Origin of the sequence: Blastococcus sp. TML/M2B (assembly GCF_016612865.1) — a bacterium.
GTDB lineage: Bacteria > Actinomycetota > Actinomycetes > Mycobacteriales > Geodermatophilaceae > Blastococcus.
In genome coordinates, this window is the sequence record NZ_JAENZZ010000001.1 from 347,369 (window position 1) to 374,246 (window position 26,878).

Sequence of the window (26,878 nt, forward strand, 5' to 3'; positions counted from 1 at the left end):
CCAGGGCCCGGCCGCCGGTGGCTCAGAAGACGAGGTCGGGCTCCGCCTCGACCGCGGGCTCCTCGACCACGGGCTTCTCGGCGGCGGGCTTCTCGGCGGCGGGCTGCTCGACGGCGATCTCCTCGGCGCCGGCCCGCTCCTCGACGAGGTCGGCGGCGACGGCGAGCTCGTCGAGCACCACGTCCAGCACGCGGACCGCGCCCGCCTTGTCCAGCGGGTCGTTGCCGTTGCCGCACTTGGGCGACTGGACGCACGACGGGCAGCCGCTCTCGCACTCGCAGCTGAACACGGTGGCCCGGGTCGCCCGCAGCCATTCGCGCAGCACCGCGAAGCCGCGTTCGGCGAAGCCCGCGCCGCCGGGATGGCCGTCGTAGACGAAGATCGCCGCCGTCCCGGTGTCGGGGTGCAGGGCCGTCGACAGGCCGCCGAGGTCCCACCGGTCGCAGGTCGCCAGCAGGGGCAGGATGCCGATCGCGGCGTGCTCGGCGGCGTGCAGCGACCCGGGGAGCGCCACCTCGTCGAGCTCCGCGCGTTCCACGGCGCGGTCGCTGAGGGTCAGCCAGACCGCGCGGGTGCGCAGCTGCCGCGGCGGGAGGTCCAGCGGGAACTCGGCGAGCACCTCGCCGGTCCCGAGCCGGCGGCGCTGGTAGGCCACCACCTGGTTGGTCACGTCGACGACGCCGGTGTGCGCGGTGACCGTGCCCAACCGGCGGCTGCGGTCGGTCGAGACGATCGACAGGTCGGTGATGTCGCGCGCCACGGTCGTCCACTCGGGGCTCTCGGGGTGCACCGCGGCGCAGGCGTCGGCCACGTCGTACTCGTCGACGACGAAGGTCTCGCCCCGGTGCACGTAGAGCGCGCCCTCGTGCACCGTCGCGTGGGCGGCGCCGCCGTCGACGGTGCCCAGCAGCCGCCCGGTCGCGCCCTCGATGATCGCCACCGGCTCGTCGCCGCTGCCCCGGATGTCGACGTCGGGGCGGCCGCGGCCGGCCCAGTACCAGCCGGCCGGCCGGCGGCGCAGCTGCCCGTCGGCGACCAGCTGCTCGAGCTGCGCCTCGGCCACCGGGCCGCCGAAGTCGGGCAGGTCGGCCGGGGTCAGCGGGAGCTCCGCGGCGGCGCAGCACAGCTGCGGGCCGAGCACGTAGGGGTTGGCCGGATCGGTGACGGTCGCCTCGATGGCGCGACCGAACACCGCCTGCGGGTGGTGGGCCAGGTAGTGGTCCAGCGGGTCGTCGCGGGCGACGAAGACGACGAGGGACTCCCGTTGCGCCCGCCCCGCCCGGCCGGCCTGCTGCCAGAGCGAGGCGAGGGTGCCGGGGTAGCCGGCGAGCACCACCGCGTCCAGGCCGGCGATGTCGATGCCGAGCTCCAGGGCGTTGGTCGTCGCGACCCCCAGCAGGTCGCCGGAGGACAGCGCCCGCTCCAGCTCGCGCCGCTCCTCGGGCAGGTAGCCGCCGCGGTAGGAGTCGACGCGGCGCACGAGATCGCCGCGGCCGCGGTCCTGCAGCAGCCGGCGGGCCTGGTCGGCGACGGATTCCGCGCTGCGCCGGGAGCGCACGAACGCCAGCGTGCGGGCCCCCCGCTCCACCAGGTCGGCGAGCAGCCCCGCGGCGTCGGCGGCCGCGGACCGGCGCAGCGGGGCGCCGTGCTCGCCGGTGTGCTCGGTGAGCGGCGGCTCCCAGAGGGCGAACGTCGCCCCGGGCCGCGGCGAGCCGTCCTCGGTCACCGCGACCACCGGCTCACCGACCAGCCGCGAGGCCGCCCCGGCGGGGTCGGCGACGGTCGCGGAGGCCAGCACGAAGACCGGCTCGGCGCCGTACCGCCGGCAGATCCGGCGCAGCCGTCGCAGCACGTGCCCGACGTGGGAGCCGAAGACGCCGCGGTAGGCGTGGCACTCGTCGATGACGACGTAGGCGACCCGGCGCAGCGTGCTCGACCACTTCTGGTGCGCCGGCAGGATCCCGCGGTGCAGCATGTCCGGGTTGGTGACGATCCAGCGGGCGTGCCGGCCGACCCAGTCGCGTTCCTCGCCGGGGGTGTCGCCGTCGTAGGCGGCGGGACGCACCGAGGGGTCGGCCAGCGTCGCCACCGCCGCCAGCTGATCGCGCGCGAGGGCCTTGGTCGGGGCGAGGTAGAGCACGCAGGCGCGGGGGTCCTCGGCCAGCCGGCTCAGCGCCGGGAGCTGGTAGGCCAGGGACTTGCCCGACGCCGTCCCCGTCGCGACGACGACGTGCCGGCCGGCGTGCGCCAGCTCGGCGGCCTCCACCTGGTGGGCGTAGGGCGCGGTCACCCCGCGGTCCTGCAGCCGCGCGCGCAGCGGCTCGCTCACCCACTCGGGCCAGGGCCGCGTGCGGCGTTCGCGCACCGGCACCGAGTGCACGTGGGTCACCGGCTGCTCGTCCTCGGCCGTGGTGGCGAGCAGCGAGGCCAGCAGCTCGGCGCCCGGCGGCGGCTGGAGGGTGGTCACCGGGGCCTCCTCGCTTGGTGCCGGCCGGTCCTGCGTCCGGCTCGTCGTGGGTTCCGCGGCGGGGTGCACCCGCTCCGCTCCACCACTGTCACACCCCGCGGCAACCCCCGGTCGGCCTGGCGCCGAGGACGGGTCGCCGGCGGGGAAGGACGCAGCGTCCAAGGGGGATGCACATCGTGTGATCTCCCTTACACTTCCGCGCGTTGCGGTGCGCCACCGTCACACCGCTTCGGCACCTCCGCCGCACCGGGGAGCAACGGCGCCTCCCGGCGGCGGTCGACGCTGGGAGGTACGCATGCCCGACGCTTCGCTGTCCGGCGGGGATACGGCGCTGGTCGCCGTCATCCTCGTCATCTCGCTGGCCGCCCTGGGCTTCGCCGCCTATCTGGTCAAGGCCGTCATGGCCGCGGACCAGGGCACGACGCGGATGCGCGACATCGCGCTGGCGGTCCAGGAAGGTGCCGCGGCCTTCCTGCGCCGGCAGTTCCGGACGCTGGGCGTCTTCGCCGTCATCGTCTTCCTGCTGCTGCTGGTCCTGCCCGTCGCCGACGGCGGGTGGGGGACCCGGGCCGGGCGCGCGGTGTTCTTCCTCGTCGGCGCGCTCTTCTCGGCGTCCGTCGGCTTCATCGGGATGACCCTGGCCACCCGGGCCAACGTCCGCGTCGCGGCCGCGGGCAACGCGGGCGGCTACCAACCGGCCTTCCGGATCGCGTACCGCACCGGTGGCGTGGTCGGCATGATCACCATCGGGCTGGGGCTCTTCGGCGCCGCCATGGCCCTGCTGCTCTTCGACGACACCGCACCGGTCGTCCTCGAGGGCTTCGGCTTCGGCGGCGCGCTGCTGGCCATGTTCATGCGTGTGGGCGGCGGCATCTTCACCAAGGCCGCCGACGTCGGTGCCGATCTCGTCGGCAAGGTCGAGGCCGGCATCCCCGAGGACGACCCGCGCAACGCCGCGACCATCGCGGACAACGTGGGCGACAACGTCGGCGACTGCGCGGGCATGGCCGCCGACCTCTTCGAGTCCTACGCGGTCACCCTCGTCGCCGCGCTGATCCTGGGCCAGGTCGCCTTCGGCCCGGTCGGCATGGTCTTCCCGCTGCTGGTCGCCGCCATCGGCGTCATCGCCTCGGTCGTCGGCGTGCTGGCCACCCGCCCCAACGCCGGGGACGCCAGCGGGATGGCACCGATCAACCGAGGTTTCTTCGTCGCCGCCGCGGTCTCCCTCGTGCTGGTCGCGGCCGCCGCCTTCACCTACCTGCCGAGCATCTCCGACGGCGTCGACATGGAGGTCAGCCCGCAGGTCCTCGGGTTCGTCGCCGTGCTCATCGGCGTCGTCCTGGCCGCCGCGATCCAGCAGCTCACCGGCTACTTCACCGAGACCAGCCGCAAGCCGGTCAAGGACATCGGCCGCAGCTCGCTGACCGGCCCGGCCACCGTGATCCTCTCGGGCATCTCGCTGGGGCTGGAGTCGGCCGTCTACGCCGCGCTGCTCATCGGCGGCGCGGTCTACGGCGCCTTCCTCATCGGTGGTGGCGCGGCCCTCTACGCCGTCGCCCTCGCCGGCTGCGGCCTGCTCACCACCGCCGGCGTCATCGTCGCGATGGACACCTTCGGCCCGGTGAGCGACAACGCGCAGGGCATCGCGGAGATGTCCGGCGACATCGACGAGGCCGGCGCCCGGGTCCTCACCGACCTCGACGCCGTCGGCAACACCACCAAGGCGATCACCAAGGGCATCGCGATCGCCACCGCCGTGCTGGCCGCGACCGCCCTCTTCGGCTCCTACAACGCGCAGATCAACGTCGCCCTCGAGGACGCCGGCGACACCCTCGGCGACGCGTTCAGCCTGGTGAACCCGAACAACATCGTCGGCGCCGTCATCGGCGCGGCCGTGGTGTTCTTCTTCTCCGGCCTGGCGATCAGCGCGGTCTCGCGGGCCGCCGGGCGGGTGGTGTTCGAGGTCCGGGAGCAGTTCCGCACCAAGCCCGGGATCATGGACTTCAGCGAGAAGCCCGACTACGGCGCGGTCGTCGACATCTGCACGAAGGACTCGCTGCGCGAGCTGGCCACCCCCGGGCTGCTCGCCGTCCTCGCGCCGGTCGCGGTCGGCTTCGGGCTCGGCTTCGGCCCGCTCGCGGCCTACCTCGTGGGCGCCATCGCGGCGGGCACCCTGATGGCGGTCTTCCTCGCCAACTCCGGCGGGGCCTGGGACAACGCGAAGAAGATGGTGGAGGACGGCGCCTACGGCGGGAAGGGCAGCGAGGCGCACGCCGCCACGGTCATCGGCGACACCGTCGGCGACCCGTTCAAGGACACCGCCGGCCCGGCCATCAACCCGCTGATCAAGGTCATGAACCTGGTGGCCCTGATCATCGCCCCGGCGGTCGTCAGCCTCTCGGTGGGCGAGGACGCCAACGACGCCCTCCGGATCGTGATCGCCCTGGTCGCGACGGCGGTGGTCGTGGGGGCCGTCGTGGTGTCCAAGCGTCGGTCGGTCGTGGTCGGCGAGGTCACCGCCCAGCCCGACGCGGGCTCCCTGACGACCACCGCTCCCTGATCCGCGCACACCGCGACCCTCCCGCCCGGAACGCCGGGTCGGGAGGGTCGCGGTGCGTTCTGTGGACGCCCGCACGCGTTGTGGACGACGGCCGGCACGACGTCGGCGCGGGTGCCTAGCGTCGCCGCCTCCCGTCCACCCCGGACGCGGAGCGACGACCGGGAGGCCGCATGGCACCGAGGATCTCCGTGCACCCCGGCGAGCTCGCTGCGCTCGCCGACGAGCTGTCCAGGCTGGCCCGCACCCTCGCCGAGGACGGCGACCGGTGCCGGGTCGCCGCCGGCACCCTGACCGGCGCGCTCGGCGGCCGGGAAGGAGCCGCCGCCGGCGCCGTGGCCGACCGCTGGGCGGTGCTGGCCGGGGCGCTCGCCGAGGGCACCGGGGTGGTCGCCGACGCGATCCGCTCGGCCGTCGAGGCCTACGCCGCCGTGGACCGGGAGCTCGCCGGGCGGATGGACCCGCCGTGACCGCACCGCTCCCCGCCGGACCGGGCGCCGCGGCGCGCCTGGCGGTCGTCGCGGGCTGGGACGTGCCCGGGGTGCGCGGCGGGCTGGCGGCGCTCGGCGAGCTGGACGACGGCTTCCCGGCCTGGCGGGCGCGGCTGGACGTCGTCGCCCGCACCCTGGAGGAGGGGCGTGACTGGTCCGGCCCGGCGGCGACGCAGGCGCGGGAACTGCTCCTGCAGCTGTCCTCCGCCGCGGCGTCGCTCGACGCGGGCTTCTCCGGCTCGCGCGCGGACTGCGCCCGGCTCCTGCGGGCGGCGATCACCGCGACCGACCGCGCGACCACCGCCCTGGCCCTCGCCCGCGAGCTGCCCGTCCCCCTGGACGCCGCCCTCGACGACGCGGGCACCCTGTCGGCCGCCGTGGACCGGCTGGTCCTCGGGCCGGCTGCGGTGGCGCCCGCGGTGACCGCCGCGCAGGAGGCGCTGGCTGCGGCCGAGGCGGTGCAGGCGGCCGCGGGACGGGCGGCCGGCGAGCTGCCCGCGCTCGTCGCCCTGCCCGGTGGGTCGATCGGTCCGGTCGGCCCGCCGCCCGCGCTCCCCGCCGCGGGCTCGCCTGCCCTCGTCGCCCGCTGGTGGGCGGCGCTCCCGCTGGCCGACCAGCTGTCGCTGATCGCCAGCGAGCCCGGGCGGGTGGGCGCGATGGACGGCGTGCCCGCCTGGGCGCGGGACCGCGCCAACCGGATCGCGCTCGGCGAGGTGCTCGCCGATCCGGCGGCCGGCGACGGGGTCCGGGCGGCCGCGCGGGTGGTCGACGAGCTGCTGGCGGGGGAGGAGCGCGCCGGGCGGAGCGCCCAGCTCCACCTCCTCGACCTGGCCGGCGACCGGGTCGCGGTGGCGTTCGGCGACGTCGACACCGCGGACGCGGTCGCCCTGGTCGTCCCCGGCATGGCCACCTCGCCGGCCGACGACCTCGCCGCCGTCTCCGGGGACGCGCGCGACCTGGCCCGCGCCGCGCGGGAGGCCGAACCGGGCGTCGCCGTGGCGACCGTGGCCTGGCTGGGCTACCGGGCGCCGCAGTTCCTCTCCGCGGCCGCCCGCGGGGCCGCGACGCGGGGCGGCGCGCTCCTCGACCGGGCGCTCGGCGGGCTGGCCGCGGCGCGGGCCGCGACCGGTGCCCCGCCGGCGCGGACGACGGTCGTCGCGCACAGCTACGGCACCGTCGTCGTCGACGAGGCCGCCGATCGGCCCGGTCGGCTGGCCGCCGATGCCCTCGTCCTGCTGGGCAGCCCCGGGATGGAGGAGACCGCCGCGGACCTGGAGGCCGCCGAGGTCTTCGACGCCGCGTCGCCGGCCGATCCGGTGTCGTGGGTGGGCTGGTTCGGCACCGAGACGTGGTCCCGGGCGTTCGGCTCCACGGGCCTCCCGGCGGACGCCGGAACGGGCCACTCGGGGTGGTTCGACCCCGACCGGCCGACGCTCGCCGCCGTGGGGGAGGTGGTCGTGGGCACGCGCCCGGGCTGACCCCTCGGCGGGAGGCCCCTTCCGCCCGCGGGAACAGTCGCGCAGCATGCACGTTCGGCAAGGGGACGGCACGCCCACCCGGGCTCGTCCCGGGCGCGCCGTCGGCAGGGTGGCCTACCGTGGCCCGCCGAGGGGGCATCCACGTCGCGGCACCGCGCCGTGCGAAGCCCCCGTCCGGATGCGGGCACCACCCGCAGAGCGCCGGCCCGCAGCACAGCACCACACAGCACCACCCCCAGGCACCACCGACAGGAGCACCGTGCCCACGAAGACCACGCAGACCGGGAGCGAGAGCACCGAGCCGACCGCCGGGGGCGCCAAGACCCCGCGACGGGGCTCGGCCGCGGCCGGCGGCAAGCCGCTGGTCATCGTGGAGTCGCCCACCAAGGCCACCAAGATCGCCGGCTACCTGGGCAGCGGCTACGTCGTCGAGGCCAGCGTCGGGCACATCCGCGACCTGCCGCGCAACGCCGCGGACGTCCCGGCCGAGCACAAGGGCGCGTCCTGGGCCCGCCTGGGCGTCGACGTCGACAACTCCTTCGAGCCGCTCTACGTCGTGAGCCCCGACCGCAAGCAGCAGGTCAGCCGGCTCAAGCAGCTGGTCAAGGGCGCCAGCGAGATCTACCTCGCGACAGACGAGGACCGCGAGGGCGAGGCCATCGCCTGGCACCTCATCGACACCCTCAAGCCGCGCGTGCCCGTCCGCCGCATGGTCTTCCACGAGATCACCCCCGAGGCGATCGCCCGCGCCGTCGCCAACCCGCGCGAGCTCGACACCGCCCTGGTCGACGCCCAGGAGACCCGCCGCATCCTCGACCGGCTGTACGGCTACGAGGTCAGCCCGGTGCTGTGGAAGAAGGTGCTGCCCAAGCTGTCGGCCGGCCGCGTGCAGTCGGTCGCCACCCGGATCGTGGTGGAGCGCGAGCGCGAGCGCATGGCGTTCCACGCCGCCGACTACTGGTCGCTCGAGGGCACCTTCGCCGTCCCCGGGACGGTGACCGGCGCCGACGAGGGCGAGCCGACCACGGTGCGCGCCAAGCTGGTCAGCGTCGACGACAGCCGCGTCGCCACCGGCCGCGACTTCGACGCCGCCACCGGCCGGGTCTCCGGCGACGTGGTGCCACCTCGACGAGGCCGGCGCCCGCGGGCTGGCCGCGCGGCTCGAGGGCCGCCAGGTCACCGTCGCCCGGGTCGACGAGAAGCCCTACCGCCGTCGCCCGTACGCGCCGTTCACGACCTCCACGCTGCAGATGGAGGCCGGGCGCAAGCTCGGCTGGTCCTCGGCGCAGACGATGCGCGTGGCGCAGCGGCTGTACGAGAACGGTCACATCACCTACATGCGGACCGACTCGACGAACCTCTCCGACGAGGCGATCAACGCCGCGCGGAGCCAGGCCCGCGAGCTGTACGGAGACGCGTACGTGCCGGCGGAGGCCCGCCGCTACAAGAGCAAGGCCAAGGGCGCGCAGGAGGCGCACGAGGCCATCCGCCCCGCGGGCGACAGCTTCCGCACCCCCGGCCAGCTCGCCGCCGAGCTCGCCCGCGACGAGTTCCGCCTCTACGAGCTGATCTGGAAGCGCACCGTCGCCTCGCAGATGGCCGATGCCGTGGGGCAGACCGTCAGCATCCGGCTGGCCGGCCGCAGCGCCACCGACGAGGCGGTCGAGTTCACCGCCAGCGGCCGGACCATCACCTTCCCCGGCTTCCTCAAGGCCTACGTCGAGTCGCAGGACGAGGGCCGGCAGGGCACCGGGGACGACGACGAGGGCGGCGACGACGCCGAGCGCCGGCTGCCCCGCCTGGAGCGCGGGCAGCAGCTCGACACCCAGGAGCTCGACGCCAAGGGCCACACCACCAGCCCGCCGGCCCGGTACACCGAGCCCAGCCTGGTCGCCCGGCTCGAGGAGCTCGGGATCGGCCGCCCGTCGACGTTCGCCTCGATCATGCAGACCATCCAGGACCGCGGTTACGTCTGGAAGAAGGGCAACTCGCTGGTGCCCTCCTTCATCGCGTTCGCGGTGGTCAACCTGCTCGAGCAGCACTTCACCCAGCTCGTCGACTACCAGTTCACCGCCTCGCTGGAGGAGGAGCTCGACCAGATCGCCGGCGGCAACCTGCAGCGGGTGGACTGGCTGACCGAGTTCTACTTCGGCGTCGAGGGCCGCAACACCGGGGGCATCGCCGAGTCCGGCGGGCTCAAGCACATCGTCGGCCAGCGGCTCGAGGAGATCGACGCCCGCGGGGTCAACAGCATCCCGCTGCGCGCGACCACCCCCGACGGGGAGCCGGTCGTCGTCCGGGTGGGCCGGTACGGCCCCTACCTGCAGGCCGGCGAGGACGGCGGGCGGGTGAGCATCCCCGAGGACCTCGCTCCCGACGAGCTCACCGAGGAGAAGGTCCGGGAGCTGCTCGAGGCGCCGTCGGGCGACCGCGAGCTGGGCACCGACCCGGAGTCGGGGCTGCCGGTGGTCGTGAAGGCCGGGCGCTACGGCCCCTACGTCACCACCGTCGTCCCCGAGGGCAGCAAGGAGTCCCCGCGGACGGCCAGCCTGTTCGCCTCGATGTCGCCGGAGACGGTGACGATCGAGGACGCGCTCAAGCTGCTGACGCTGCCCCGCACCGTCGGGTCCACGCCCGAGGGCGAGGAGATCCAGGCGCTCAACGGCCGCTACGGGCCCTACATCAAGAAGGGCACCGACTCCCGGTCGCTGGACAGCGAGGAGAAGCTGTTCAGCATCACCCTGGACGAGGCGCTGGCGATCTTCGCCCAGCCCAAGCAGCGGGGCCGCGCCGCGGCCAAGGCACCGCTGAAGGAGCTCGGCCCCGATCCGGTGACCGAGGGCGTGGTCACCGTCCGCGAGGGCCGGTTCGGGCCGTACGTGACCGACGGCGAGACCAACGCCAGCCTGCGCAAGGGCGACGACGTCGAGACGATCACCATCGAGCGCGCCGCCGAGCTGCTGGCCGATCGCCGCGCGGCCGGCCCGGCCAAGAAGAAGAAGGCCGCGAAGAAGACCACGGCCAAGAAGACCGCCGCGAAGAAGGCCCCGGCGAAGAAGGCGGCCACGAAGAAGGCCGCCGCGGAGCCGGTCGCCACCAGCTGAGCCGGTCCCGGCCGCCCCGACCCCGTGGTCAGGACGGCCGGGTGCCGACGGCGAAGATCCGGCGGAACGGCAGCACGGTCGTGCCGTCGGCGCGCTCCGGGTAGGCGTCGCGCAGCGCGGCGGCGTGCTCCGCGGTGAACGCGGCGGCGTCCGCCGCGCCGAGCCGGGCGAGCACCGGCCGCAGCACCGTGCTGCGCACCCAGCCGAGCACCGGGTCGGACCCGGTCAGCACGTGCAGGTAGGTGGTCTCCCAGACGTCGGCGGCCAGCCCGGCCGCGCCGAGGACGTCGAGGTACCCGGCCGGCTCGAGCACGGCCGACGGCGACGGTGCCGCACCGGCGACCCGGGCGGCCCACCTCGGCGAACGGCACAGGTCGGCCAGCAGCGCGTGCGTCGGTGCCCGGGAGTTGCCCGGCACCTGCACCGCCAGCGCGCCGCCCGGCGCGAGGTGCCCCGCCCACCGCTCCAGCAGCCGGTCGTGGCCGGGGACCCAGTGCAGCACCGCGTTGCTCACCAGCACGTCGACGGGGCCGTCGGGCCGCCAGTCCCGCACATCACCGAGCCGGAACTCCAGCCCCGGCCGGGCGGGCGCGGTGGCCAGCATCGCGGGCGAGGAGTCGACGCCGGTCACCCGCGCGGCCGGCCAGCGGTCGGCCAGCAGTGCGGTCGCCGAGCCCTCGCCGCAGCCCAGGTCGACCACGACGGCCGGGGCGGCGACGTCCACGCGGGCGACCAGGTCGAGGAACGGTCGCGCCCGCTCGCGGGCGTTCCGCAGGTAGACGGCGGGATCCCAGTCGCCGTCCGACGGTTCCGGCTGCTCGTCCGCGCGCACGCCGGGACGCTAGCCCCCCGGACGGCCGAAAGGGATCGGGATCGTCGGTGCCGGCCGGTAGCGTGAGCTCTCCGGGGCCAGCTCCGCCCCCTCCGCCACGAACCCGGGAGCCGTGATCCAGCCCGACCCGACGCCACCGGTGCCGCCGCGCGATGAGCCGGCGACGCCGGACGAGCGGACCGCACCCCCGGCCGACGGCCTGCCGCCGGCGGCGACGCCGGTCGCGCCGGACGGCGGCGCCCGGCCGGGCGTCGGCCTGGTCGCCAAGCTGCGCGCGGTGCTGCGGGTGCGCGACTTCCGCAAGCTGTGGCTGTCGATGTCACTGTCCAGCTTCGGCGACTGGCTGGGCCTGCTGGCCATCACCGCGACCGCGACGGCGCTGGTGGACGGCTTCGCGGCGGCCAACTTCGCCCTCGGCGGCGTGCTGCTGTTCCGCCTGCTCCCCGCGATCGTGCTCGGCCCGCTGGCCGGCGCGTTCGCCGACCGCTTCGACCGCCGCAAGACGATGGTCGTCACCGACATCCTCCGGTTCGGCCTGTTCGCGTCGATCCCGATCGTCGACGAGCTGGTCTGGCTGTTCGTCGCGCAGTTCCTCATCGAGGCGATCAGCCTGTTCTGGATCCCGGCGAAGGACGCCGCCGTCCCGAACATGCTGCGCAAGGACCAGCTGGAGCCGGCCAACCAGCTCTCCCTGGTGACCACCTACGGGCTGACGCCGGTGCTCGCCGCGGTCGTGTTCGCGGTGCTGAACTCGACCGACGGCTGGCTGCAGACCTGGCTGCCCGACGTCGACCAGGTCGACGTCGCGCTGTACCTGAACGCCCTCACCTTCCTCGTCGCCGCCGTCGTCATCTGGCGGCTGCCCTCGATCAGCGGCCGCCGGGCCGCCGACGCGGTCACCGAGCGGGAGAGCTTCCTCGGCTCGCTGAGGAACGGCTTCTCCTTCGCCGGGCACACGCCGTTGGTCCGGGGCCTGGTCGTCGGCATCACCGGCGCCTTCGCCGCCGCCGGCGTGATCATCGCGACCGGCCAGGCGTACTCGAACGCCCTCGGTGGTGGCGAGTCCGCCTACGGGCTGCTGTTCGGCGCCGTCTTCATCGGGCTGGGGCTCGGCATCGCGCTGGGGCCGAGCGTGGCCCACGACCTGGCCCGCGAGCGGCTCTTCGGCATCGCGATCGTCGGCGCCGGGATCATGGTCGTGATCATGTCGTGGACGTCCACGCTGTGGGTCGCGCTGCTGCTGGTGGTCCTCATGGGCTTCTTCGCGGGCATCGCCTACCTGGCCGGCTTCACGCTGCTCGGCACGGAGGTGCAGGACGAGGTGCGCGGCCGCACCTTCGCGATCGTCCAGTCCCTGGTCCGGGCCGCGCTGATCCTGTCGCTGGCGGTCGTGCCCTTCGGGGTGGGGCTGATCGGGCGGCACTCGGTCGACCTCGGCGTCGTCACCCTCCCGGTCACCGGCGAGCGGATCATGCTGCTGGCCGCCGGGCTGCTCGCCGTCGGCGTCGGGCTGCTGGCCTACCGGCAGATGGACGACGGCCGGCCGGTCCCGCTGCTCGCCGACGTCGTCACCGCCCTGCGCCGGGACACCACCGCCCGGCGCCGGCTGGCCGGGGGCGGGGTGTTCATCGCCTTCGAGGGCGGCGAGGGCGCCGGCAAGTCCACCCAGGTCAAGCGCTTGCAGGAGTGGCTGACCAACGAGGGGCTGGTGGCCCGCACCACCTTCGAGCCGGGCGCGACGCCGTCGGGCGCGGGCATCCGGGCGATCCTGCTGGACCGGTCGCACACCGCCATCGCCCCCCGCTCGGAGGCGCTGCTCTACGCCGCGGACCGCGCCCAGCACGTGCACGACGTGCTCCGGCCGGCCCTCGACGCCGGCGAGGTGGTCATCACCGACCGGTTCGTGGACAGCTCGCTGGCCTACCAGGGCGCCGGCCGCACGATCCCGCTGGACGACGTCCGGATGCTCTCCCGCTGGGCCACCGGCGGGCTGCGCCCCGACCTCACCGTGCTGCTGGACCTGCCGCCGGAGACCGGGCTGGCCCGCGCCCGCGGCCGGTCGGTGGCCGACCGCATGGAATCGGAGTCCCTGGAGTTCCACCAGCGGGTGCGGCAGACCTTCCGCGCCCTGGCCGAGAGCGACCCCGACCGCTACCTCGTGCTGGACGCCACCCGCGACCTCGACGAGCTCGCCGCCGCCATCCGCGTGCGCGTCGCCGAGCTGCTCTCCGGGCTGCCGCTGCAGACACTCCCGCAGACCGACCCGGAGCGCACCCAGGGGGCGGCCCCGACGCCGGTGCAGCGCCACCCGCACGCCCAGACCGGCCCGACCCCGCAGCTGCACCCATGAGCGTGGTGGCGGGCCAGGGCGTCTGGGCGAAGGTGATCGGCCAGCCCGCGGTGGTGGCGGAGCTGCGGGCGGCGATCGACGACCCCACGGCGATGACGCACGCCTGGCTGTTCACCGGCCCGCCGGGATCCGGCCGGTCGGTGGCCGCGCGGGCCTTCGCCGCGGCGCTGCAGTGCCCCGACGGCGGCGACGGCACCTGCCACGCCTGCCGGACGGTGCTCGCCGGGACGCACGCCGACGTGACGGTGATCGTCCCGGACGGGCTGTCCATCGGGGTCAACGAGGCCCGCGAGCTGGTGCGGGTGGCCGGGCGGTCGCCGTCCCAGGGCCGGTGGCAGATGATCATCGTCGAGGACGCCGACCGGATGAGCGAGTCCGCGTCGAACGCGGTGCTCAAGATGATCGAGGAGCCGCCGCCGCGCACCGTGGTGATGCTGTGCGCGCCGAGCCTGCACCCCGACGACGTCCCGGTGACCATCCGCTCGCGCTGCCGCGTCGTCGCGCTGCGGACCCCCACGGTCGCGGCCATCTCCGAGGTCCTGGTGGCCGACGGCGTCGACCCGGCGCTGGCCGCGTGGTCGGCCGCGGCCTCCGGCGGCCACGTGGGCCGGGCCCGCCGGCTGGCGCGGGACGAGGAGGCGCGGCTGGCCCGCAAGGCGGTGCTCGACGTCCCGCTGCGGCTGGTCTCCCTGGCCGCCTGCATGGACGCCGCCGACGACCTCGTCGGGGCCGCCAAGGAGGAGACCGAGGCGGCCACCGAGGTGCTCGACGGCGCCGAGACCGACGCGCTGAAGAACAGCCTGGGAGTGGGCGCGCGCGGGCCGGGCGTGGTCGCGGCCAGCAGGGGGAGCGCCGGCCAGCTCAAGGAGCTGGAGAAGCGGCAGAAGTCGCGGGCCACCCGCATCGGACGGGACTCCCTGGACCGGGCGCTGGTCGACCTCGCCGGGCTCTACCGGGACGCGCTGGTGCTGGCGGCGGCACCGTCCGGGGAGCTGCCGCTCAACCACCCGGACCGCCGCGCGGACGCCGTGGAGCTGGCCCGGCTGATCGGCCCCGAGGGGGCGCTGCGCCGGATCGACGCCATCCTCGACTGCCGGACGGCGCTGGAGCAGAACGTCAAGCCGCAGATCGCGCTGGAGGCGCTCACCGTCGCCCTGCGGCTGCCCGCCTGACCCCCGGCCCCTGCGCCGGATCGCGGCGGCGGTGCCGTAGTCTGTGCGGGCACGTCCGCCGCCTTAGCTCAGTCGGTAGAGCATCTCACTCGTAATGAGAAGGTCGTCGGTTCGATTCCGACAGGCGGCTCTGCCAGGGATCAGCGGGTCCTCCCTCCGGGGAGGGCCCGCTGTCTCGTTCCCGGGGTCCGCGACCCCATGCGCCCCGTCCGTGCAGGGTCGGTGGTTCCACTACAGATCCGGCGCCGCATTGCCGATGAACAGGACCGACGAGTGCGTCGGGCAGCGTGCGGATCGCGGGGGAGGAAGCCGGCAGTGGTGGCATCGACGCCCGGCAGCGACGGGCTAGCGCCCGCGCCCGCCGTGGCGGCCGGGCCCGGGCACGCGGCGTCACCCGAGGGCCGGCCGTGGGTGCTGGCGGCGTACGGCGTCGTGACGACCGTGGCCCTGGTCGTCTTCGGCGTCGACCCGACGCTGGGCGTCATCGCCGGAGCGCTCAACGTCGTCTTCGCGGTCTTCTTCATCCGGCACCTCTCCTTCGCCGTCGCCGCCGCGCGGTGGGCCGAGCGCGACCTCCTGGCCGCGGACATCGGCCTGGGGGACTACACCCCGGACGTCGCGGTCCTCGTCGGCTGCAAGAACGAGGAACTGGTCGTCGACGGCATGGTCAGCGCGCTGCTGGCCCTGGACTACCCGGCCCACCGGCTGACCCTGGTCGTGGTCGACGACGGATCGGACGACGACACCGGTCCGAAGCTGGACGCGTGGGCCGCCCGGGAGCCCCGGCTGCGCGTGCTGCACCGGCCCCCGGGCGCCGGCGGGGGGAAGTCCGGTGCCCTCAACGACGCCCTGGCACTCGTCGAGGCCGAGGTCGTGCTCGTCTTCGACGCCGACCACGAGCCGGAGCCTTCGGCGCTGCGCCGGCTGGTCCGGCACTTCCGCGACCCCACGGTCGGCGCGGTCATGGGCCGGTGCGTCATCCGCAACGGCAAGGACTCGTCCATGGCCGGGACCGTCTTCGTCGACTACCTCTCCGGCTACCTGGTCAACGAGTACGGCCGCCAGGCCCTGTTCGAGCTGCCCGCCTACGGTGGCGCCAACTGCGCCGTGCGGATGTCGACGCTGCGCGCACTGGGCGGCTGGAACCCGGAGACCGTCACCGAGGACACCGACCTCACGCTGCGGATCCTCATGGCCGGCCAGCGGGTGCGCTTCGACGTCACCGCGATCGACTTCGAGGAAGCGGTCGTCACCGCCCAGCGGTTCTGGAAGCAGCGGTACCGGTGGGCGCGCGGCCACCAGAAGTGCCTGCGCGACTACTGGCGTCCGCTGATGCGCTCCCCGCACCTCTCGCTGCTCGAGAAGGTCGAGACGACGCTGTTCCTGCTCGTCTACCACGTGCCGGTGCTCAGCGGGCTGGGGCTGCTGCTCACGGTCCTGCGCGCCTTCGGCATCGGCGACCTGCCCGCCGTCGCGGTGCTGCCCCTGTCGATGCTGCTGTTCGTCGGCCCCCTGGCCGAGCTGTGCGTGGGCCTGCTCGTCGGCCGGGTCGAGCGCCGGTCGGCCTGGCGGCTGCTCGGCTTCCTGCCCTCGTTCGCGCTGGCGGTGGTCATCACCACCCGGGCCTACGTCGACGGGATGCTCGGCCGCCCGTACACGTGGGTGAAGACCTCCCGCTCCGGCGCGACGTCCACGGTCCGCCCGGCTGCGGTCGCGCGGGCGGAGAGCGCCGGCCCCGCTGCCGTGCCCGCGGGGGCGCCGACCCGCCCGCGGACCTTCGCCCTGAGCGGCCCGCGGCCCGCGGAGGTGGGGGAGCGATGACGTCCGTCGCCGCCGACCCGGCGCCCGCGGTGTCCCGCAGGGCCGGCCTCGTCCGCCGGGGGAGCGCCCGCCGGCTGTTCCCCGTGGCGCTGGACCTGGTCCTCGCGGCGCTGATCTGCTTCGTCGGCTTTCGCTACCTGACCGATCCGCTGCGCGAACTCGAAGCGCTCGGCCTCGCCCAGGTGGTCTCCTGGATCGAGCCGGGGCGGGCCTCGGACATCCTGCCGGGGCACGTCCTGCTCTTCCCCGAGCGCGGCGGCATGATCGACGCCGTCGTCACGGCCTCGTGCTCGTCGATCCTGTCGGTGCTCGGGCTGACCGCCCTCACCGCCGTCATCCTGCGCGGTCGCAAGCTCCACGCGGTCGCCGGGCTGCTGGTCGCCGTCGCCGCCCTCCTCGTGCTCAACCACGTGCGGCTGCTGCTGTCGGCCCTGGCCGGCATGTGGTGGAGCGACGCCGCGCTCGTGCTCTTCCACGACTGGGTCGGCACGCTGTGGAACCTGGCCGCCACCCTGGGCGGGTTCCTGCTCATGGTGTGGTTCGCCCTGCCGACCCTTGAGCGGGCGGAGCAGGACGTCGCGGGCCGGCACACCGCCCGCCGTCCCGACAGCTGGGCCCGACCCGGGCTCGGCTACCGGGCGCCGGAGGTCGAGGAGGCCCGGAAGCCGGGCCGACGGAGGACGTCGATCACCGGCCTGCTGCACCGCTACGTCTACCCGGCCCGGCTGTCCGCGTGGCTGGGCGCCCGACGGGAGGCCGGGCGGATCGACTACCGCATCGGTCACCTCCCGGTGTCGGCGCGCATCGCGCGCGTCCGGGCGCTGGTCTCCGACGGTCTCGGCCGCGCACCCGGCCTCGCTGGTCGCGGTCGCCTCCTACGACGAGGACCCGCTGGTCCTCGACGCCCTGGCGCAGGCGGTCGCGGCGCGCCAGTGGGAACCGGTCACGAACCACCGCGTGGCCGCCCTCCGGCTGTGGGCCCGCGGCTGGCTGCTGGCCCGCGGCCCCGGGAACGAGCCCGACGACCCGGTGCACGCCGTCGAGGAGCCGCACCTCCTCGACGGGACCGTCCGCATCCCGGCCGTGACGGTCACCCGCATGGCGGTCCCGCCGCCGCCGCCCACCACCGGCCCGGACGGGCTCACCCGGCACCGCCGGCTCAGCTTCGCCCGCCCGCTCCCCCCGCAGACGCCACCAGGAGACGCCTCGTGACCTCCACCCTCGACGCGCCGCCGCCCGCGCCCAGCGGCCCGGACGCGCACGACGCCCCCGCCGTTCTCGTCACCGGAGCGGGCGGACCGGCCGGGATCGCGGTCATCCGCCGGCTCATGGCACGCGGGCAGCGGGTGGTCGCCGTCGATGCCGATCCGTGGGCGACCGGCTGCGAGCTGGCGACGGTCGGTGCCATGGTCCCGCGCGCGGACCACCTGCACTTCGTCGACGCCCTGATCGGCGTCGCGACGGCGCACGGCGTCGACGCGCTCATCGGCACGGTCGCCGAGGAGCTGCCCGCACTGGCCGCCGGTGCCGAGCGGCTGGCCCGGGCCGGCGTGGCGACCTGGTTCGCCGACCCGCTCAGCGTCGAGCTGTGCTGCGACAAGTCCGCCTTCGCCCGTGCCCTGCGGCTCGCCGGGGTCCCGCACCCGGCGACGACCGACACCCCCGCGGGCCTCAACGAGGTCCCCGGCCCCTGGGTGGTCAAGCCGCGGGCGGGTCGTGGCAGCCGCGGCGTCCGCCTGCTCGACTCGCGCTCGGCCGTCGTCGAGGCCATGCGGGCCGATCCGTCGCTCATCGTGCAGACCCGGCTCTCCGGCCGGGAGTTCACCGCCGACGCCCTGGTGGACCGGAACGGCGAGCTGCTGACCGTCGTCCCCCGGTGGCGCACGGAGGTCAAGGCGGGCATCTCGGTCAAGGGCACCACCTTCGACTCCTCGACGGTGACCGACGCGGTGGCCGGCGCGCTGGAGGCCGTCGGCCTGACCGGGCCGGCCAACGTCCAGGGGTTCGTCGCCGACGACGGACGGGTGACGGTGCTCGAGATCAACCCGCGGTTCTCCGGCGGCCTGCCGCTGACCCTGGCGGCCGGCGCCGACGTCGTGAGCACCTACCTGTCCGGGATCCGGGAGCCGGGCCGGCAGCTGCAGCACCTCTGGTTCACCCCGGGGGTGAGCATGCGCCGCTACTTCGCCGAGGTGTTCACCGCCGAGGACGGCAGCCACCTGCCCGATCCCAGCGACGTCCGGGTCGGGCAGGCATGAGCCGCAGCCGCTCGGTCCTGGTGCCCTTCGGCACCCGCCCGGAGGTGGTGAAGCTAGCGCCGGTGGTCGCGGCGCTGACCGCCGCCGGCCACCGCGTCGACGTCGTCGACACCGGCCAGCACACCGACCCGGCCCTGGCCGGCGAGCTGCAGCAGTCGCTGGGGCTGACCCCCACCCACCGCTTCACGCTCCCGGACGACGAGCCGGCCGCCCGGCTCGGCGCGCTCCACGCCGACGCGGCCCGCGCGGTGGCGCGGTTCCGCCCGGACCTCGTCCTCGCGCTCGGCGACACCAACACGGTGCCGGCGTACGCGCTGGCCGCCCGGGGCGCCGGGATCCCCTTCGCCCACCTCGAGGCGGGGCTGCGCAGCCTCAACCCGCGCAGCGTGGAGGAGGTCAACCGCCGCGTCGCCGCCGCCGTCGCCGCCCTGCACCTGGCCCCGACCCGCCGCGCGGCGGCGTTCCTCGCGGCCGAGGGCGTGCCCGCGGACCGCGTCTTCGTCGTGGGCAACCCCGTCGTCGACACCCTCGTCGCGCGGGGCGTCCGCCCGGTGCCCGTGGCCGACCGCTCCGGCGTCCTGGTGACCGCGCACCGCCCGACCAACGTCGACGACCCGGTCCGGCTCGAACGCCTGGTCGCCGTCGTCCGCTCGCTGGCCGAGCGGGTCGGGCCGGTGACCTTCCCGCTGCACCCGCGCACCGCCGCCCGGCTGGCCGCCACCGGCCTGGACGTGCAGCTCGACCACCCGCTCGTCGCGCTGAGCGGGCCCCTCGGGTACGACGACCTCCTGACGGCCCTGGCCTCGGCCCGGCTGGCCGTCACCGACTCCGGCGGGATCCAGGAGGAGGCCGCCTACCTCGGCGTCCCGGTCGTCGTGCTGCGCGGTTCCACGCCGCGCTGGGAGGGTGTCGAGGCCGGGACGACCACGCTGGCCGGCCTCGCGGACGACACCTCTGCCGACGCCGTCCTCGCCGCCGCGGCCCGGCACGCGACGCCCGAGGCGCAGGCGCGGGCCGCCTCCCTGCCCTGCCCCTACGGCGACGGGACCACGGGTCGGCAGGTCGCCGCCATCCTCTCCGATCCGGGGACCGACGCCCTGCTGGCCATCGAGGAGCCGGACTTCACCGACGGCAGCCTCCCGTGGTGACCCGGCGGCCGCTCGCCGTCGTCGTCGACCTCGACGACACGCTGTACCCGCAGGCCGAGTACCTGGCCGGTGCCGCGGTCGCCGTGGGCGCGGCCGCGACCGCGGCCGGCGTGGACGGCGCCCGGGTGCACGAGGCCCTGGTGCGCGAGCTCGCGGCCGGCTCCGACGCCGGCGGCACGATCGACCGCGCGCTGCTGGCCGCCGGGGTGCCCGCCGCGGAGCTGCCTCTGCTGGTGCCGGGGCTGGTCGCCGCGTTCACCGGGTTCCAGCCCGAGCGGCTGAGCCCGTACCCCGGCGTCGCGGCCGGGCTGCGGGCGCTGGCCGCGGTGGCCCCGCTGGGGTGCCTCACCGACGGCAACCCCGTCATCCAGGATGCCAAGCTGGCCGCGACCGGGCTGCTGCCGCTGCTGCCCGTCGTGCTGGTCACCGACACGCTCGGTGGCCGGGCGGCCCGGAAGCCCGCGCCGGTCGGGCTGCTGGCGCTCGCCGAGGCCCTGGGCGTGCCGGCCGACCGGGTGCTGGTCATCGGGGACCGGCCGGGCAAGGACGTCGCGGTGGCCGCTGCCGTGGGCGCGCGGGCGGTGCGGATCCGCCAGGGCGAGTACGCCTCCGCGCCGGACGAGCCGCGGGCGGAGGCCGTCGTCGACTCGTTCCCGGCCGCGGTGGACGTCGCGCTCGGGCTCCTCGACGGCGCCGTCGTCCCGGCCTGACGTCCCTCCTCCGGGTGAGGTGGTCCGCCGTCCGCTCCAGCCGGGGCCGGGAACGTCCGATGGCCACGGGGACGAGCGGGGACGCCGCTCCGGACAGGGAGACGACGCCGTGATCGGCACCCGAACCACATCCGCCCCCCGCTTCCGCGGGCGGCTCGCACGATTCGCCACGGCCGCGGTGGTCGCGGCGCTGTCACTGGTCGCGATCCCGGGCACCGCCTCGGCGGCCGGCAGCGTGGCCCCGATCGTCGACTGCTACCGCGACAACGGGGACGGCAGCTACTGGGTCGTCGTGGGCTACAACAACACGACCGGCAGCCAGAAGACCTACCCGTACGGGACGGCGAACCAGGTGTACCCGACGCGCCTGCAGGGCCAGCAGCCCACCACGTTCGCCAAGGGGACCGTGCACGGCGCCTGGCAGGTGAAGCTGACCTTCAGCGAGATCTTCTACCAGAACGCGCGGTGGACCCTGAACGGCACGACGATCCAGTACTCGCAGTACGTGCAGTACGCGACGGTCTGCCCGCCGAGCACGGTCCTCCCGGCCGACGGGAACGGCCTGGGGACGACGATGGCGCTCGGTGGAGCGGGAGTGGTCGGCGCGTTCATGCTCTACCGCTCGCGCCGCCGGCTCGCGAACCTGCCGGACCCCGCGGGAACGACGACGGCGGTCTGACGGCCGCCCCCACGAGCCACGCGCAGCGGCCCGGTACCCACCCCCTTGGGGGTGAGTACCGGGCCGTCGTGCTGCAGGCGCCCGGTGCGGACGCCGATGGAGATGCGACGGCGAGGACGACCACGCCGACGGACCGGGAGGACACCTCACCATGAACGGTGCGGGCGCGAGGAAGTCGGGACGCAACGTCCTGGCCATCGGGGCACACCCCGACGACATCGAGCTCGGCTGCGGAGGGGCGCTGCTGGCGCACGCCGCGGCGGGCGACTCGGTGACGATGCTGGTCGTGACCGGCGGCGAGAACGGCCCGGGTGACGCCGTCCGTCGCGAGGAGCAGGAGCGCGCCGCGCGCGTGCTCGGCGCCCGCCTGGTGTGGGGCGGGCTGCGCGACTGCGAGGTCGTCGCGGACTCCGCGACCGTCCGCGTGATCGAGCAGGTCCTCCAGGACACCCGGGCCGACCTGGTCTACGTGCACGCTCCGGAGGACAGCCACCAGGACCACCGGGCGGTCGCGGCCGCGACGCTGGGCGCCACGCGCCGGCTGTCGCGGGTGCTGCACTACCAGAGCCCGTCGACGCTGTCGTTCACCCCGACCGTCTACGTCGACGTGACCGCCTACCTGTCGGGCAAGGTCGCGGCCCTGTCCGCCCACGCCTCCCAGGTGGAGCTGTCCGCGATGGTCGAGCCCGACGCGGTCGTGGCGTCGGCCCGGCACTGGGGGGCCCAGGCCCGCATCGGGTACGCCGAGGCCTTCCAGCCCACCCGTCTCGTGCTCGACCTCGTCCCGGTCAGCGGGTTCGGCGTGGCCGCGATCCCGGCGGCGTGGCAGCTCGCGCCCTCCCTCTCCACCTGACGCCGGCACCCCCGACGCCCGGAACGCTGACGGCGGCCCACCCGTGCAGGGTGAGCCGCCGTCGGTGCGCTCGGGGACCCGGAGGGCCGTGGACAGGGGTCAGTGGTGCGGTGCCGCGTTCTTGGCGCGCTCGAGCGAGGCGATGATCTCGGCCTCGGCCTCTTCGCGGCCGACCCAGTTGGCGCCCTCGACCGACTTGCCCGGCTCGAGGTCCTTGTAGGTCTCGAAGAAGTGCTGGATCTCGAGGCGGTCGAACTCCGACACGTCGGAGATGTCCTTGAGGTGGGACATCCGCGGGTCGGTCGCCGGCACGGTGAGGACCTTGTCGTCCCCGCCCGCCTCGTCGGTCATGCGGAACATGCCGATGGCCCGGCAGGTGATCAGGCACCCGGGGAACGTCGGCTCCTCGAGCAGCACCAGGGCGTCGAGCGGGTCGCCGTCCTGTCCCAGGGTGCTCTCGATGTAGCCGTAGTCCGCCGGGTAGCGGGTTGAGGTGAACAGCATCCGGTCCAATCGGATGCGTCCGGTGGCATGGTCCAGCTCGTACTTGTTGCGCTGGCCCTTCGGGATTTCTACCGTCACGTCGAACTGCACCCGCCTAGTCTTGCGCACGGTGACCCCGCATGTTCTGCGGAGGTCACCTTTTGGGGGGTGGGCACCATCGCGTCGAGCGGTTCGACGATCGTCACAGCGCGGACCGGACGGTTCCGGCGCCGCATCGCGCTCGGCGTCATCGCGCTGGTCCTGGTGCTCGTCGGCGGCGGCATCGCGCTCACCGGCGGCTTCGGTGGCGACGACGACGCGACCGCCGGCACGGTGTCGGTCCCGGACGCCGACCTGCCCGAGCTCGGCGAGGTCACGCCGGTGCTCGCCTCGCTCGACTCCGCCGCCCCGGCGCCGGACCCGGACGTGCTCGCCGCGCGGATCGGGCCGCTGCTGCAGGACCCCGGCCTGGGGTCCGGCGTCTCCGCCGAGGTCGTCGACGTGGCCAGCGGTGACGTGCTCCTCGACCTGGACGCCGCCGACCCCGCCATCCCCGCCTCGACCGCGAAGCTGCTCACCGCCGTCGCCGCGCTCACCACCCTGGACCCGGCGCAGACGATCCCCACGACCGTCGTCGCGGGCAGCACGCCCGGCGAGGTCGTCCTCGTCGGGGGCGGCGACCCGACGCTGTCGCGCACCTCGCCGTCGACAGACCTACCCCGGTGCCCCGACCGTCGCCGACCTCGCGTCGCAGGTGGTCGTGGCGCTGCCCGCGGGCACCCCGGTCAGCCGCGTCGTCGTCGACAGCTCGCTGTTCACCGGGCCGCTGACGGCGCAGGGCTGGGGGCCCTCGGACGCCCCGTCGAGCTACGCCGCCCCCGTCACGGCGACCGCCGTCGACGGCGCCCGCGTGAGCCCCGGCTCGCTGGCCCGCAGCGGCCAGCCCGGCATCGACGCAGGTGTCGCGCTCGCCGACGCCCTGGGCGCCCCGGGCGCGACCGTCGTCCCCGGCGAAGCGCCGGCCGGCGCGCGGACGCTGGCCACCGTGCAGTCGGCGCCGATCGCCCGGCTGGTCGAGCAGACCCTGTCCATGTCGGACAACGTGCTGGCCGAGGCCCTGGCCCGCCAGGTGGCGCTGGCCCGCGACCTGCCCGCCTCGTTCGAGGGCGCGGCGGAGGCCGTCGTCGAGGCCCTGGGTGAGGCCGGGATCGACGTCGGCCGCGTCGCGCTGGCCGACGGCAGCGGCCTGTCGCGGCTGGATCAGGTGCCCGCCGACGTGCTCACCGACCTGGTCGCCGGCGCCGCGGACGGCTCGCTGCCCCACGCCTCCGCGGTGCTGTCCGGCCTCCCGGTCGCCGGGTACACCGGCACGCTGTTCGACCGGGGCGACGCGAACACCGCGCCCGGCGTCGTGCGGGCCAAGACCGGGACGCTGCTCGGCGTGCACGCCCTGGCCGGGACGGCGGTCACCGCCGACGGCCGCCTGCTGGCCTTCGCCCTCGTCGCCGACGACTCGGGCAGCGAGGCCGGTGCCGAGGCGGCCCTGGACGCCGTCGCCGCCGCGCTCGCGGGCTGCGGCTGCAGCTGACGCGCGCACCCGGGGACGTCGTCCCCCGTGGGTACCGTGGGCCGATGAGCAGCCCCTCCTCGATGGTCGACTGGAAGCTCGCCGGCCGCACCGCGCGCCGGCTCGCCGGACCGGGGCCGGCCCACGACCCGCGAGGACGCCGCCGCCGTCGTCCGCGAGCTGCACGAGGCCGCGGCCACCGCCGTCGCGCACGTGGAGCGGCTGACCGGGATGACCCCGGTCGCCGGCGGCCCCGTCCCCGAGGTCGCCGTCGTCGACCGGCCCGGCTGGGTCGACGCCAACGCGCGGGGGATGGCCGCGCTGCTCGACCCGCTCGTCGACGCGCTCGCCGAGCGCACCGGGAGCCGCCCCGGCGCCCTCGCCACCGCGATCGGCTCGCGGGCCACCGGCATCCAGGCCGGCGGCGTCCTGGCCTTCCTCAGCTCGCGGGTGCTCGGCCAGTACGAGGTCTTCGGCACCGGCGGGCGGCTCCTCCTCGTCGCCCCCAACATCGTCGCCACCGAGCAGAAGCTGGGCGTCGACCCGTCGGACTTCCGGCTCTGGGTGTGCCTGCACGAGGTCACCCACCAGCTGCAGTTCACCGCCGTCCCGTGGCTGCGGCCCTACCTCGAGAGCCAGATCGCCGAGTTCGTCGACGCCACCGACCTCACCGCCGACGTGCTGCGCGACCGCCTGCAGGACGTGCTCCGCGGCATCACCGGGGCCCTCCGCGGCGACGACGACGAGTCCGAGGGGCTCATGGCGCTCATCCGCGACCCCCGGCAGCGCGAGGTGCTCGACCGGGTGACCGCGGTGATGAGCCTGGTCGAGGGGCACGCGGAGTACGTGATGGACGGCGTCGGCCCCGACGTCGTCCCGACCGTGCGCACGCTGCGCAAGCGGTTCGCCCAGCGCCGCAAGGGCCGCGGGCCGCTCGACCGCGTGCTGCGCCGGCTGCTCGGCCTGGAGCAGAAGATGAAGCAGTACGCCGACGGGCGGGTGTTCGTCGGCGGGGTGATCGACCGGGCCGGCATGGAGGGGTTCAACCAGGTCTGGGTGAAGGCGGAGAACCTCCCGCACCTCGACGAGCTCACCGCGCCCGAGCGCTGGGTCGAGCGGGTCCTCGGCCGGCCGGCCATCCCCGCCTGAGCGTGGTCGGGCCCCCCGCGGCGGTCGCGCAGGTCCGCAGCGCGGTCCGCTCCGGCCTCACCGGTGATCCGCGGCCCGTCCTGGTCGCCTGCAGCGGCGGCGCGGACTCCCTCGCGCTGGCCGCCGCGGTCGCGTTCGAGGCCCCGCGCGCCGGGGTGCGCGCCGGCGCGGTGACCGTCGACCACGGCCTGCAGCCCGGGTCCGCGGAGCGGGCGGCGACGACGGCGGGGCTGCTGCGGGACCTGGGGCTCGCGCCGGTCGTCGTCGTCCGGGTGGACGTCGGCGCCGACGGCGGGCCCGAGGGCGCGGCCCGGAGCGCCCGGTACGCCGCCCTCGCCCGCGCCGCCGGCGAGCACGGGGCGCGGATCGCCCTGGGGCACACGCTCGACGACCAGGCCGAGACGGTGCTGCTCGGCCTCGGCCGCGGCTCGGGCCCCCGCTCGGTGGCCGGCATGGTCGAGGAGCGCCAGGACGGGGGCGCCACCTGGTGGCGGCCGCTGCTCGGCGTCCGGCGGACGACGACGCGCGCCGCCTGCACCGCCGCGGGGCTGCCGGTGTGGGACGACCCGTGGAACACCGATCCGGCCTACACGCGGGCCAGGCTGCGCGCCGAGGTGCTGCCGCTGCTGGAGGAGGTGCTGGGCGGGGGAGTGGCGCCCGCCCTGGCGCGGACGGCGGGCCTGCTGCGCGCCGACCTGGACGCGCTCGACGAGCTCGCCGACGCCCACCTCGCGGCGCTGGCCTGCGCCGACGGCCTGCCGGTCGCGGGCGTGGCCGGGCTGGCGGGGGCGCTGCGCACGCGGGTGCTGCGCGGGTGGCTCCGCGCCGCAGGGGTGCCCGACCTGCGGGCGGTGCAGCTCGACGCGGTCGACGCACTCGTGGTCCGCTGGAGGGGGCAGGGCCGGGTCGACCTGCCGGGCGGCGCCGGCGTCGTCCGGGCGTCTGGCACCCTGAGGTTGGAGCCCGCGCGCGACGGCGGCGGCCCGCACCCGGCACCACACGACCGCGAGGAGCCTGACGCGTGAGCGAGTCTGCGACCAGCACCACCGGGGCCCTCGGCCCCGACCACGGGTACGGACCGGACATCGACCACGTGCTCCTGAGCGAGGAGCAGATCCGCGCGAAGATCGCCGAGCTCGCCGCCACCATCGCCGCGGACTACGCGGGCAGGGAGGTGCTGCTCGTCGGCGTCCTCAAGGGCGCGGTGCTGTTCATGAGCGACTTCGCCCGGGCCCTGCAGCTGCCCACGCAGATGGAGTTCATGGCGGTGTCGTCCTACGGCTCGGCCACCAGCTCGTCGGGCGTCGTGCGCATCCTCAAGGACCTCGACCGGGACATCACCGACAAGCACGTCCTGGTGCTCGAGGACATCATCGACTCCGGCCTGACCCTCTCCTGGCTGCTCAAGAACCTCGGCGGCCGCGCCCCGGCCTCCCTCGAGGTCTGCGCCCTGCTGCGCAAGCCCGACGCGGTCAAGGTCGAGGTGCCGGTCAAGTACATCGGCTTCGACATCCCCAACGAGTTCGTCGTCGGCTACGGCCTGGACTACGCCGAGCGGTACCGCGACCTGCCCTACATCGCGACGCTCAAGCCCGAGGTGTATGCCTGACGTCGTCCTCCGGACGACACCGCGGCCAGGAGCCGTCCCCCTGCTGCGCTGAGCGCGTCCTCGGTACACCTCGGGGAGCCTCCGGCCCCCGCTCGGCGCACCGACCCCGCAGGGCGGGTCGCGCTGCGGCAGCGACTTCCGGCCGTCCCC

Annotated in this window: 20 protein-coding genes, 1 tRNA gene and 2 pseudogenes; 19 read left to right on the forward strand and 4 right to left on the reverse strand. The window is 75.5% G+C overall.

The window, feature by feature from the left end; genetic code table 11:
• Positions 1-22: 22 nt before the first annotated feature.
• Positions 23-2,467 carry a DEAD/DEAH box helicase gene (locus JKP75_RS01645; RefSeq protein ID WP_309229422.1) on the reverse strand — a complete coding sequence of 815 codons (2,445 nt, stop codon included), beginning with the start codon at positions 2,465-2,467 and terminating at the stop codon, positions 23-25.
• Positions 2,468-2,762: 295 nt separating this feature from the next.
• Here JKP75_RS01645 and JKP75_RS01650 point away from each other — a divergent pair, with 295 nt between their 5' ends.
• The 4 genes and pseudogenes from JKP75_RS01650 to JKP75_RS22350 all read left to right on the forward strand — a co-directional run.
• Positions 2,763-5,027, forward strand: a complete 2,265-nt coding sequence (locus JKP75_RS01650) for a sodium-translocating pyrophosphatase (protein WP_200489438.1) — start codon at positions 2,763-2,765, stop codon at positions 5,025-5,027.
• A 170-nt stretch (positions 5,028-5,197) separates the two neighbouring features.
• Positions 5,198-5,494 carry a type VII secretion target gene (locus tag JKP75_RS01655; protein WP_200489437.1) on the forward strand — a complete coding sequence of 99 codons (297 nt, stop codon included), beginning with the start codon at positions 5,198-5,200 and terminating at the stop codon, positions 5,492-5,494.
• Entirely contained in the window at positions 5,491-6,993 is a 1,503-nt protein-coding gene (locus JKP75_RS23595; RefSeq protein WP_200489436.1) for an alpha/beta hydrolase, read from the forward strand. The genes JKP75_RS01655 and JKP75_RS23595 overlap by 4 nt, the downstream gene beginning before the upstream one ends.
• Before the next feature lie 178 nt (positions 6,994-7,171).
• Positions 7,172-7,927: pseudogene (locus tag JKP75_RS22350) on the forward strand (toprim domain-containing protein); the annotation flags it as partial.
• 20 nt (positions 7,928-7,947) lie between these two features.
• On the opposite strand, the gene JKP75_RS22355 reads toward JKP75_RS22350, so the two are convergent.
• Positions 7,948-8,088 carry a hypothetical protein gene (locus tag JKP75_RS22355; protein ID WP_255523234.1) on the reverse strand — a complete coding sequence of 47 codons (141 nt, stop codon included), beginning with the start codon at positions 8,086-8,088 and terminating at the stop codon, positions 7,948-7,950.
• A 53-nt stretch (positions 8,089-8,141) separates the two neighbouring features.
• Here JKP75_RS22355 and JKP75_RS22360 point away from each other — a divergent pair, with 53 nt between their 5' ends.
• The gene (locus tag JKP75_RS22360) at positions 8,142-10,097 is read left to right on the forward strand and encodes a DNA topoisomerase (protein ID WP_255523257.1); all 1,956 of its coding nucleotides are present in this window, start codon (positions 8,142-8,144) and stop codon (positions 10,095-10,097) included.
• A gap of 28 nt (positions 10,098-10,125) precedes the next feature.
• On the opposite strand, the gene JKP75_RS01670 is transcribed toward JKP75_RS22360, so the two are convergent.
• Positions 10,126-10,929: a trans-aconitate 2-methyltransferase gene (locus JKP75_RS01670; protein WP_200489434.1), complete on the reverse strand. Its 804-nt coding sequence runs from the start codon at positions 10,927-10,929 to the stop codon at positions 10,126-10,128.
• A 112-nt stretch (positions 10,930-11,041) separates the two neighbouring features.
• Between JKP75_RS01670 and tmk the strand changes: the two genes are divergently transcribed.
• The 9 genes from tmk to JKP75_RS01715 all read left to right on the forward strand — a co-directional run bounded on the left by tmk (position 11,042) and on the right by JKP75_RS01715 (position 21,920).
• Positions 11,042-13,279 carry a dTMP kinase gene (gene tmk / locus JKP75_RS01675; protein ID WP_200489433.1) on the forward strand — a complete coding sequence of 746 codons (2,238 nt, stop codon included), beginning with the start codon at positions 11,042-11,044 and terminating at the stop codon, positions 13,277-13,279.
• On the forward strand, positions 13,276-14,451 hold the full coding sequence (locus tag JKP75_RS01680) for a DNA polymerase III subunit delta' (RefSeq protein ID WP_200492707.1): 1,176 nt from the start codon (positions 13,276-13,278) through the stop codon (positions 14,449-14,451). Before tmk ends, JKP75_RS01680 begins: the two co-directional genes overlap by 4 nt.
• A gap of 57 nt (positions 14,452-14,508) precedes the next feature.
• Positions 14,509-14,581, forward strand: a tRNA-Thr gene (locus JKP75_RS01685).
• Between the two features lie 188 nt (positions 14,582-14,769).
• The gene (locus tag JKP75_RS01690; RefSeq protein ID WP_200489432.1) at positions 14,770-16,272 is read left to right on the forward strand and encodes a glycosyltransferase family 2 protein; all 1,503 of its coding nucleotides are present in this window, start codon (positions 14,770-14,772) and stop codon (positions 16,270-16,272) included.
• Positions 16,269-18,530, forward strand: a complete 2,262-nt coding sequence (locus JKP75_RS01695; RefSeq protein WP_200492708.1) for an ATP-grasp domain-containing protein — start codon at positions 16,269-16,271, stop codon at positions 18,528-18,530. Before JKP75_RS01690 ends, JKP75_RS01695 begins: the two co-directional genes overlap by 4 nt.
• Positions 18,527-19,678 carry a non-hydrolyzing UDP-N-acetylglucosamine 2-epimerase gene (gene wecB / locus JKP75_RS01700; protein WP_200492709.1) on the forward strand — a complete coding sequence of 384 codons (1,152 nt, stop codon included), beginning with the start codon at positions 18,527-18,529 and terminating at the stop codon, positions 19,676-19,678. Before JKP75_RS01695 ends, wecB begins: the two co-directional genes overlap by 4 nt.
• Complete coding sequence (locus tag JKP75_RS01705) at positions 19,675-20,388, forward strand: HAD family hydrolase (protein WP_200492710.1); 714 nt, start codon at positions 19,675-19,677, stop codon at positions 20,386-20,388. Before wecB ends, JKP75_RS01705 begins: the two co-directional genes overlap by 4 nt.
• Positions 20,389-20,497: 109 nt before the next feature.
• Entirely contained in the window at positions 20,498-21,067 is a 570-nt protein-coding gene (locus JKP75_RS01710) for a hypothetical protein (RefSeq protein ID WP_200492711.1), read from the forward strand.
• A gap of 151 nt (positions 21,068-21,218) precedes the next feature.
• Positions 21,219-21,920, forward strand: a complete 702-nt coding sequence (locus tag JKP75_RS01715) for a PIG-L deacetylase family protein (RefSeq protein ID WP_200489428.1) — start codon at positions 21,219-21,221, stop codon at positions 21,918-21,920.
• Positions 21,921-22,019: 99 nt separating this feature from the next.
• Here the strand turns inward: JKP75_RS01715 and JKP75_RS01720 are convergent, their stop codons facing one another.
• Positions 22,020-22,514: an inorganic diphosphatase gene (locus tag JKP75_RS01720; protein ID WP_200489427.1), complete on the reverse strand. Its 495-nt coding sequence runs from the start codon at positions 22,512-22,514 to the stop codon at positions 22,020-22,022.
• On the opposite strand from JKP75_RS01720, the pseudogene JKP75_RS20085 reads away from it, so the two are divergent.
• The 5 genes and pseudogenes from JKP75_RS20085 to hpt form a co-directional block, all read left to right on the forward strand.
• A pseudogene (locus JKP75_RS20085) lies at positions 22,452-23,042 on the forward strand (D-alanyl-D-alanine carboxypeptidase); the annotation flags it as partial. The gene JKP75_RS01720 and the pseudogene JKP75_RS20085 sit on opposite strands and share 63 nt — an antisense overlap.
• Before the next feature lie 121 nt (positions 23,043-23,163).
• The gene (gene dacB, locus JKP75_RS20090) at positions 23,164-23,991 is read left to right on the forward strand and encodes a D-alanyl-D-alanine carboxypeptidase/D-alanyl-D-alanine-endopeptidase (RefSeq protein ID WP_309229423.1); all 828 of its coding nucleotides are present in this window, start codon (positions 23,164-23,166) and stop codon (positions 23,989-23,991) included.
• A gap of 159 nt (positions 23,992-24,150) precedes the next feature.
• The gene (locus JKP75_RS01730) at positions 24,151-25,119 is read left to right on the forward strand and encodes a zinc-dependent metalloprotease (RefSeq protein ID WP_242472921.1); all 969 of its coding nucleotides are present in this window, start codon (positions 24,151-24,153) and stop codon (positions 25,117-25,119) included.
• A 2-nt stretch (positions 25,120-25,121) separates the two neighbouring features.
• A complete protein-coding gene (gene tilS, locus JKP75_RS01735) occupies positions 25,122-26,144 on the forward strand; it encodes a tRNA lysidine(34) synthetase TilS (protein ID WP_200489424.1) in 1,023 nt (340 codons plus the stop codon).
• On the forward strand, positions 26,141-26,728 hold the full coding sequence (hpt, locus tag JKP75_RS01740; protein ID WP_200489423.1) for a hypoxanthine phosphoribosyltransferase: 588 nt from the start codon (positions 26,141-26,143) through the stop codon (positions 26,726-26,728). Before tilS ends, hpt begins: the two co-directional genes overlap by 4 nt.
• Positions 26,729-26,878: the final 150 nt, after the last annotated feature.

Bases quoted from the DNA above. Each gene is read 5' to 3' on its own strand.
- JKP75_RS01715 (WP_200489428.1), top strand. From the start codon at position 21,219: ATGAACGGTGCGGGCGCGAGGAAGTCGGGACGCAACGTCCTGGCCATC.
- JKP75_RS01650 (WP_200489438.1), top strand. From the start codon at position 2,763: ATGCCCGACGCTTCGCTGTCCGGCGGGGATACGGCGCTGGTCGCCGTC.
- JKP75_RS01680 (WP_200492707.1), top strand. From the start codon at position 13,276: ATGAGCGTGGTGGCGGGCCAGGGCGTCTGGGCGAAGGTGATCGGCCAG.
- JKP75_RS01695 (WP_200492708.1), top strand. From the start codon at position 16,269: ATGACGTCCGTCGCCGCCGACCCGGCGCCCGCGGTGTCCCGCAGGGCC.
- wecB (WP_200492709.1), top strand. From the start codon at position 18,527: ATGAGCCGCAGCCGCTCGGTCCTGGTGCCCTTCGGCACCCGCCCGGAG.
- JKP75_RS01655 (WP_200489437.1), top strand. From the start codon at position 5,198: ATGGCACCGAGGATCTCCGTGCACCCCGGCGAGCTCGCTGCGCTCGCC.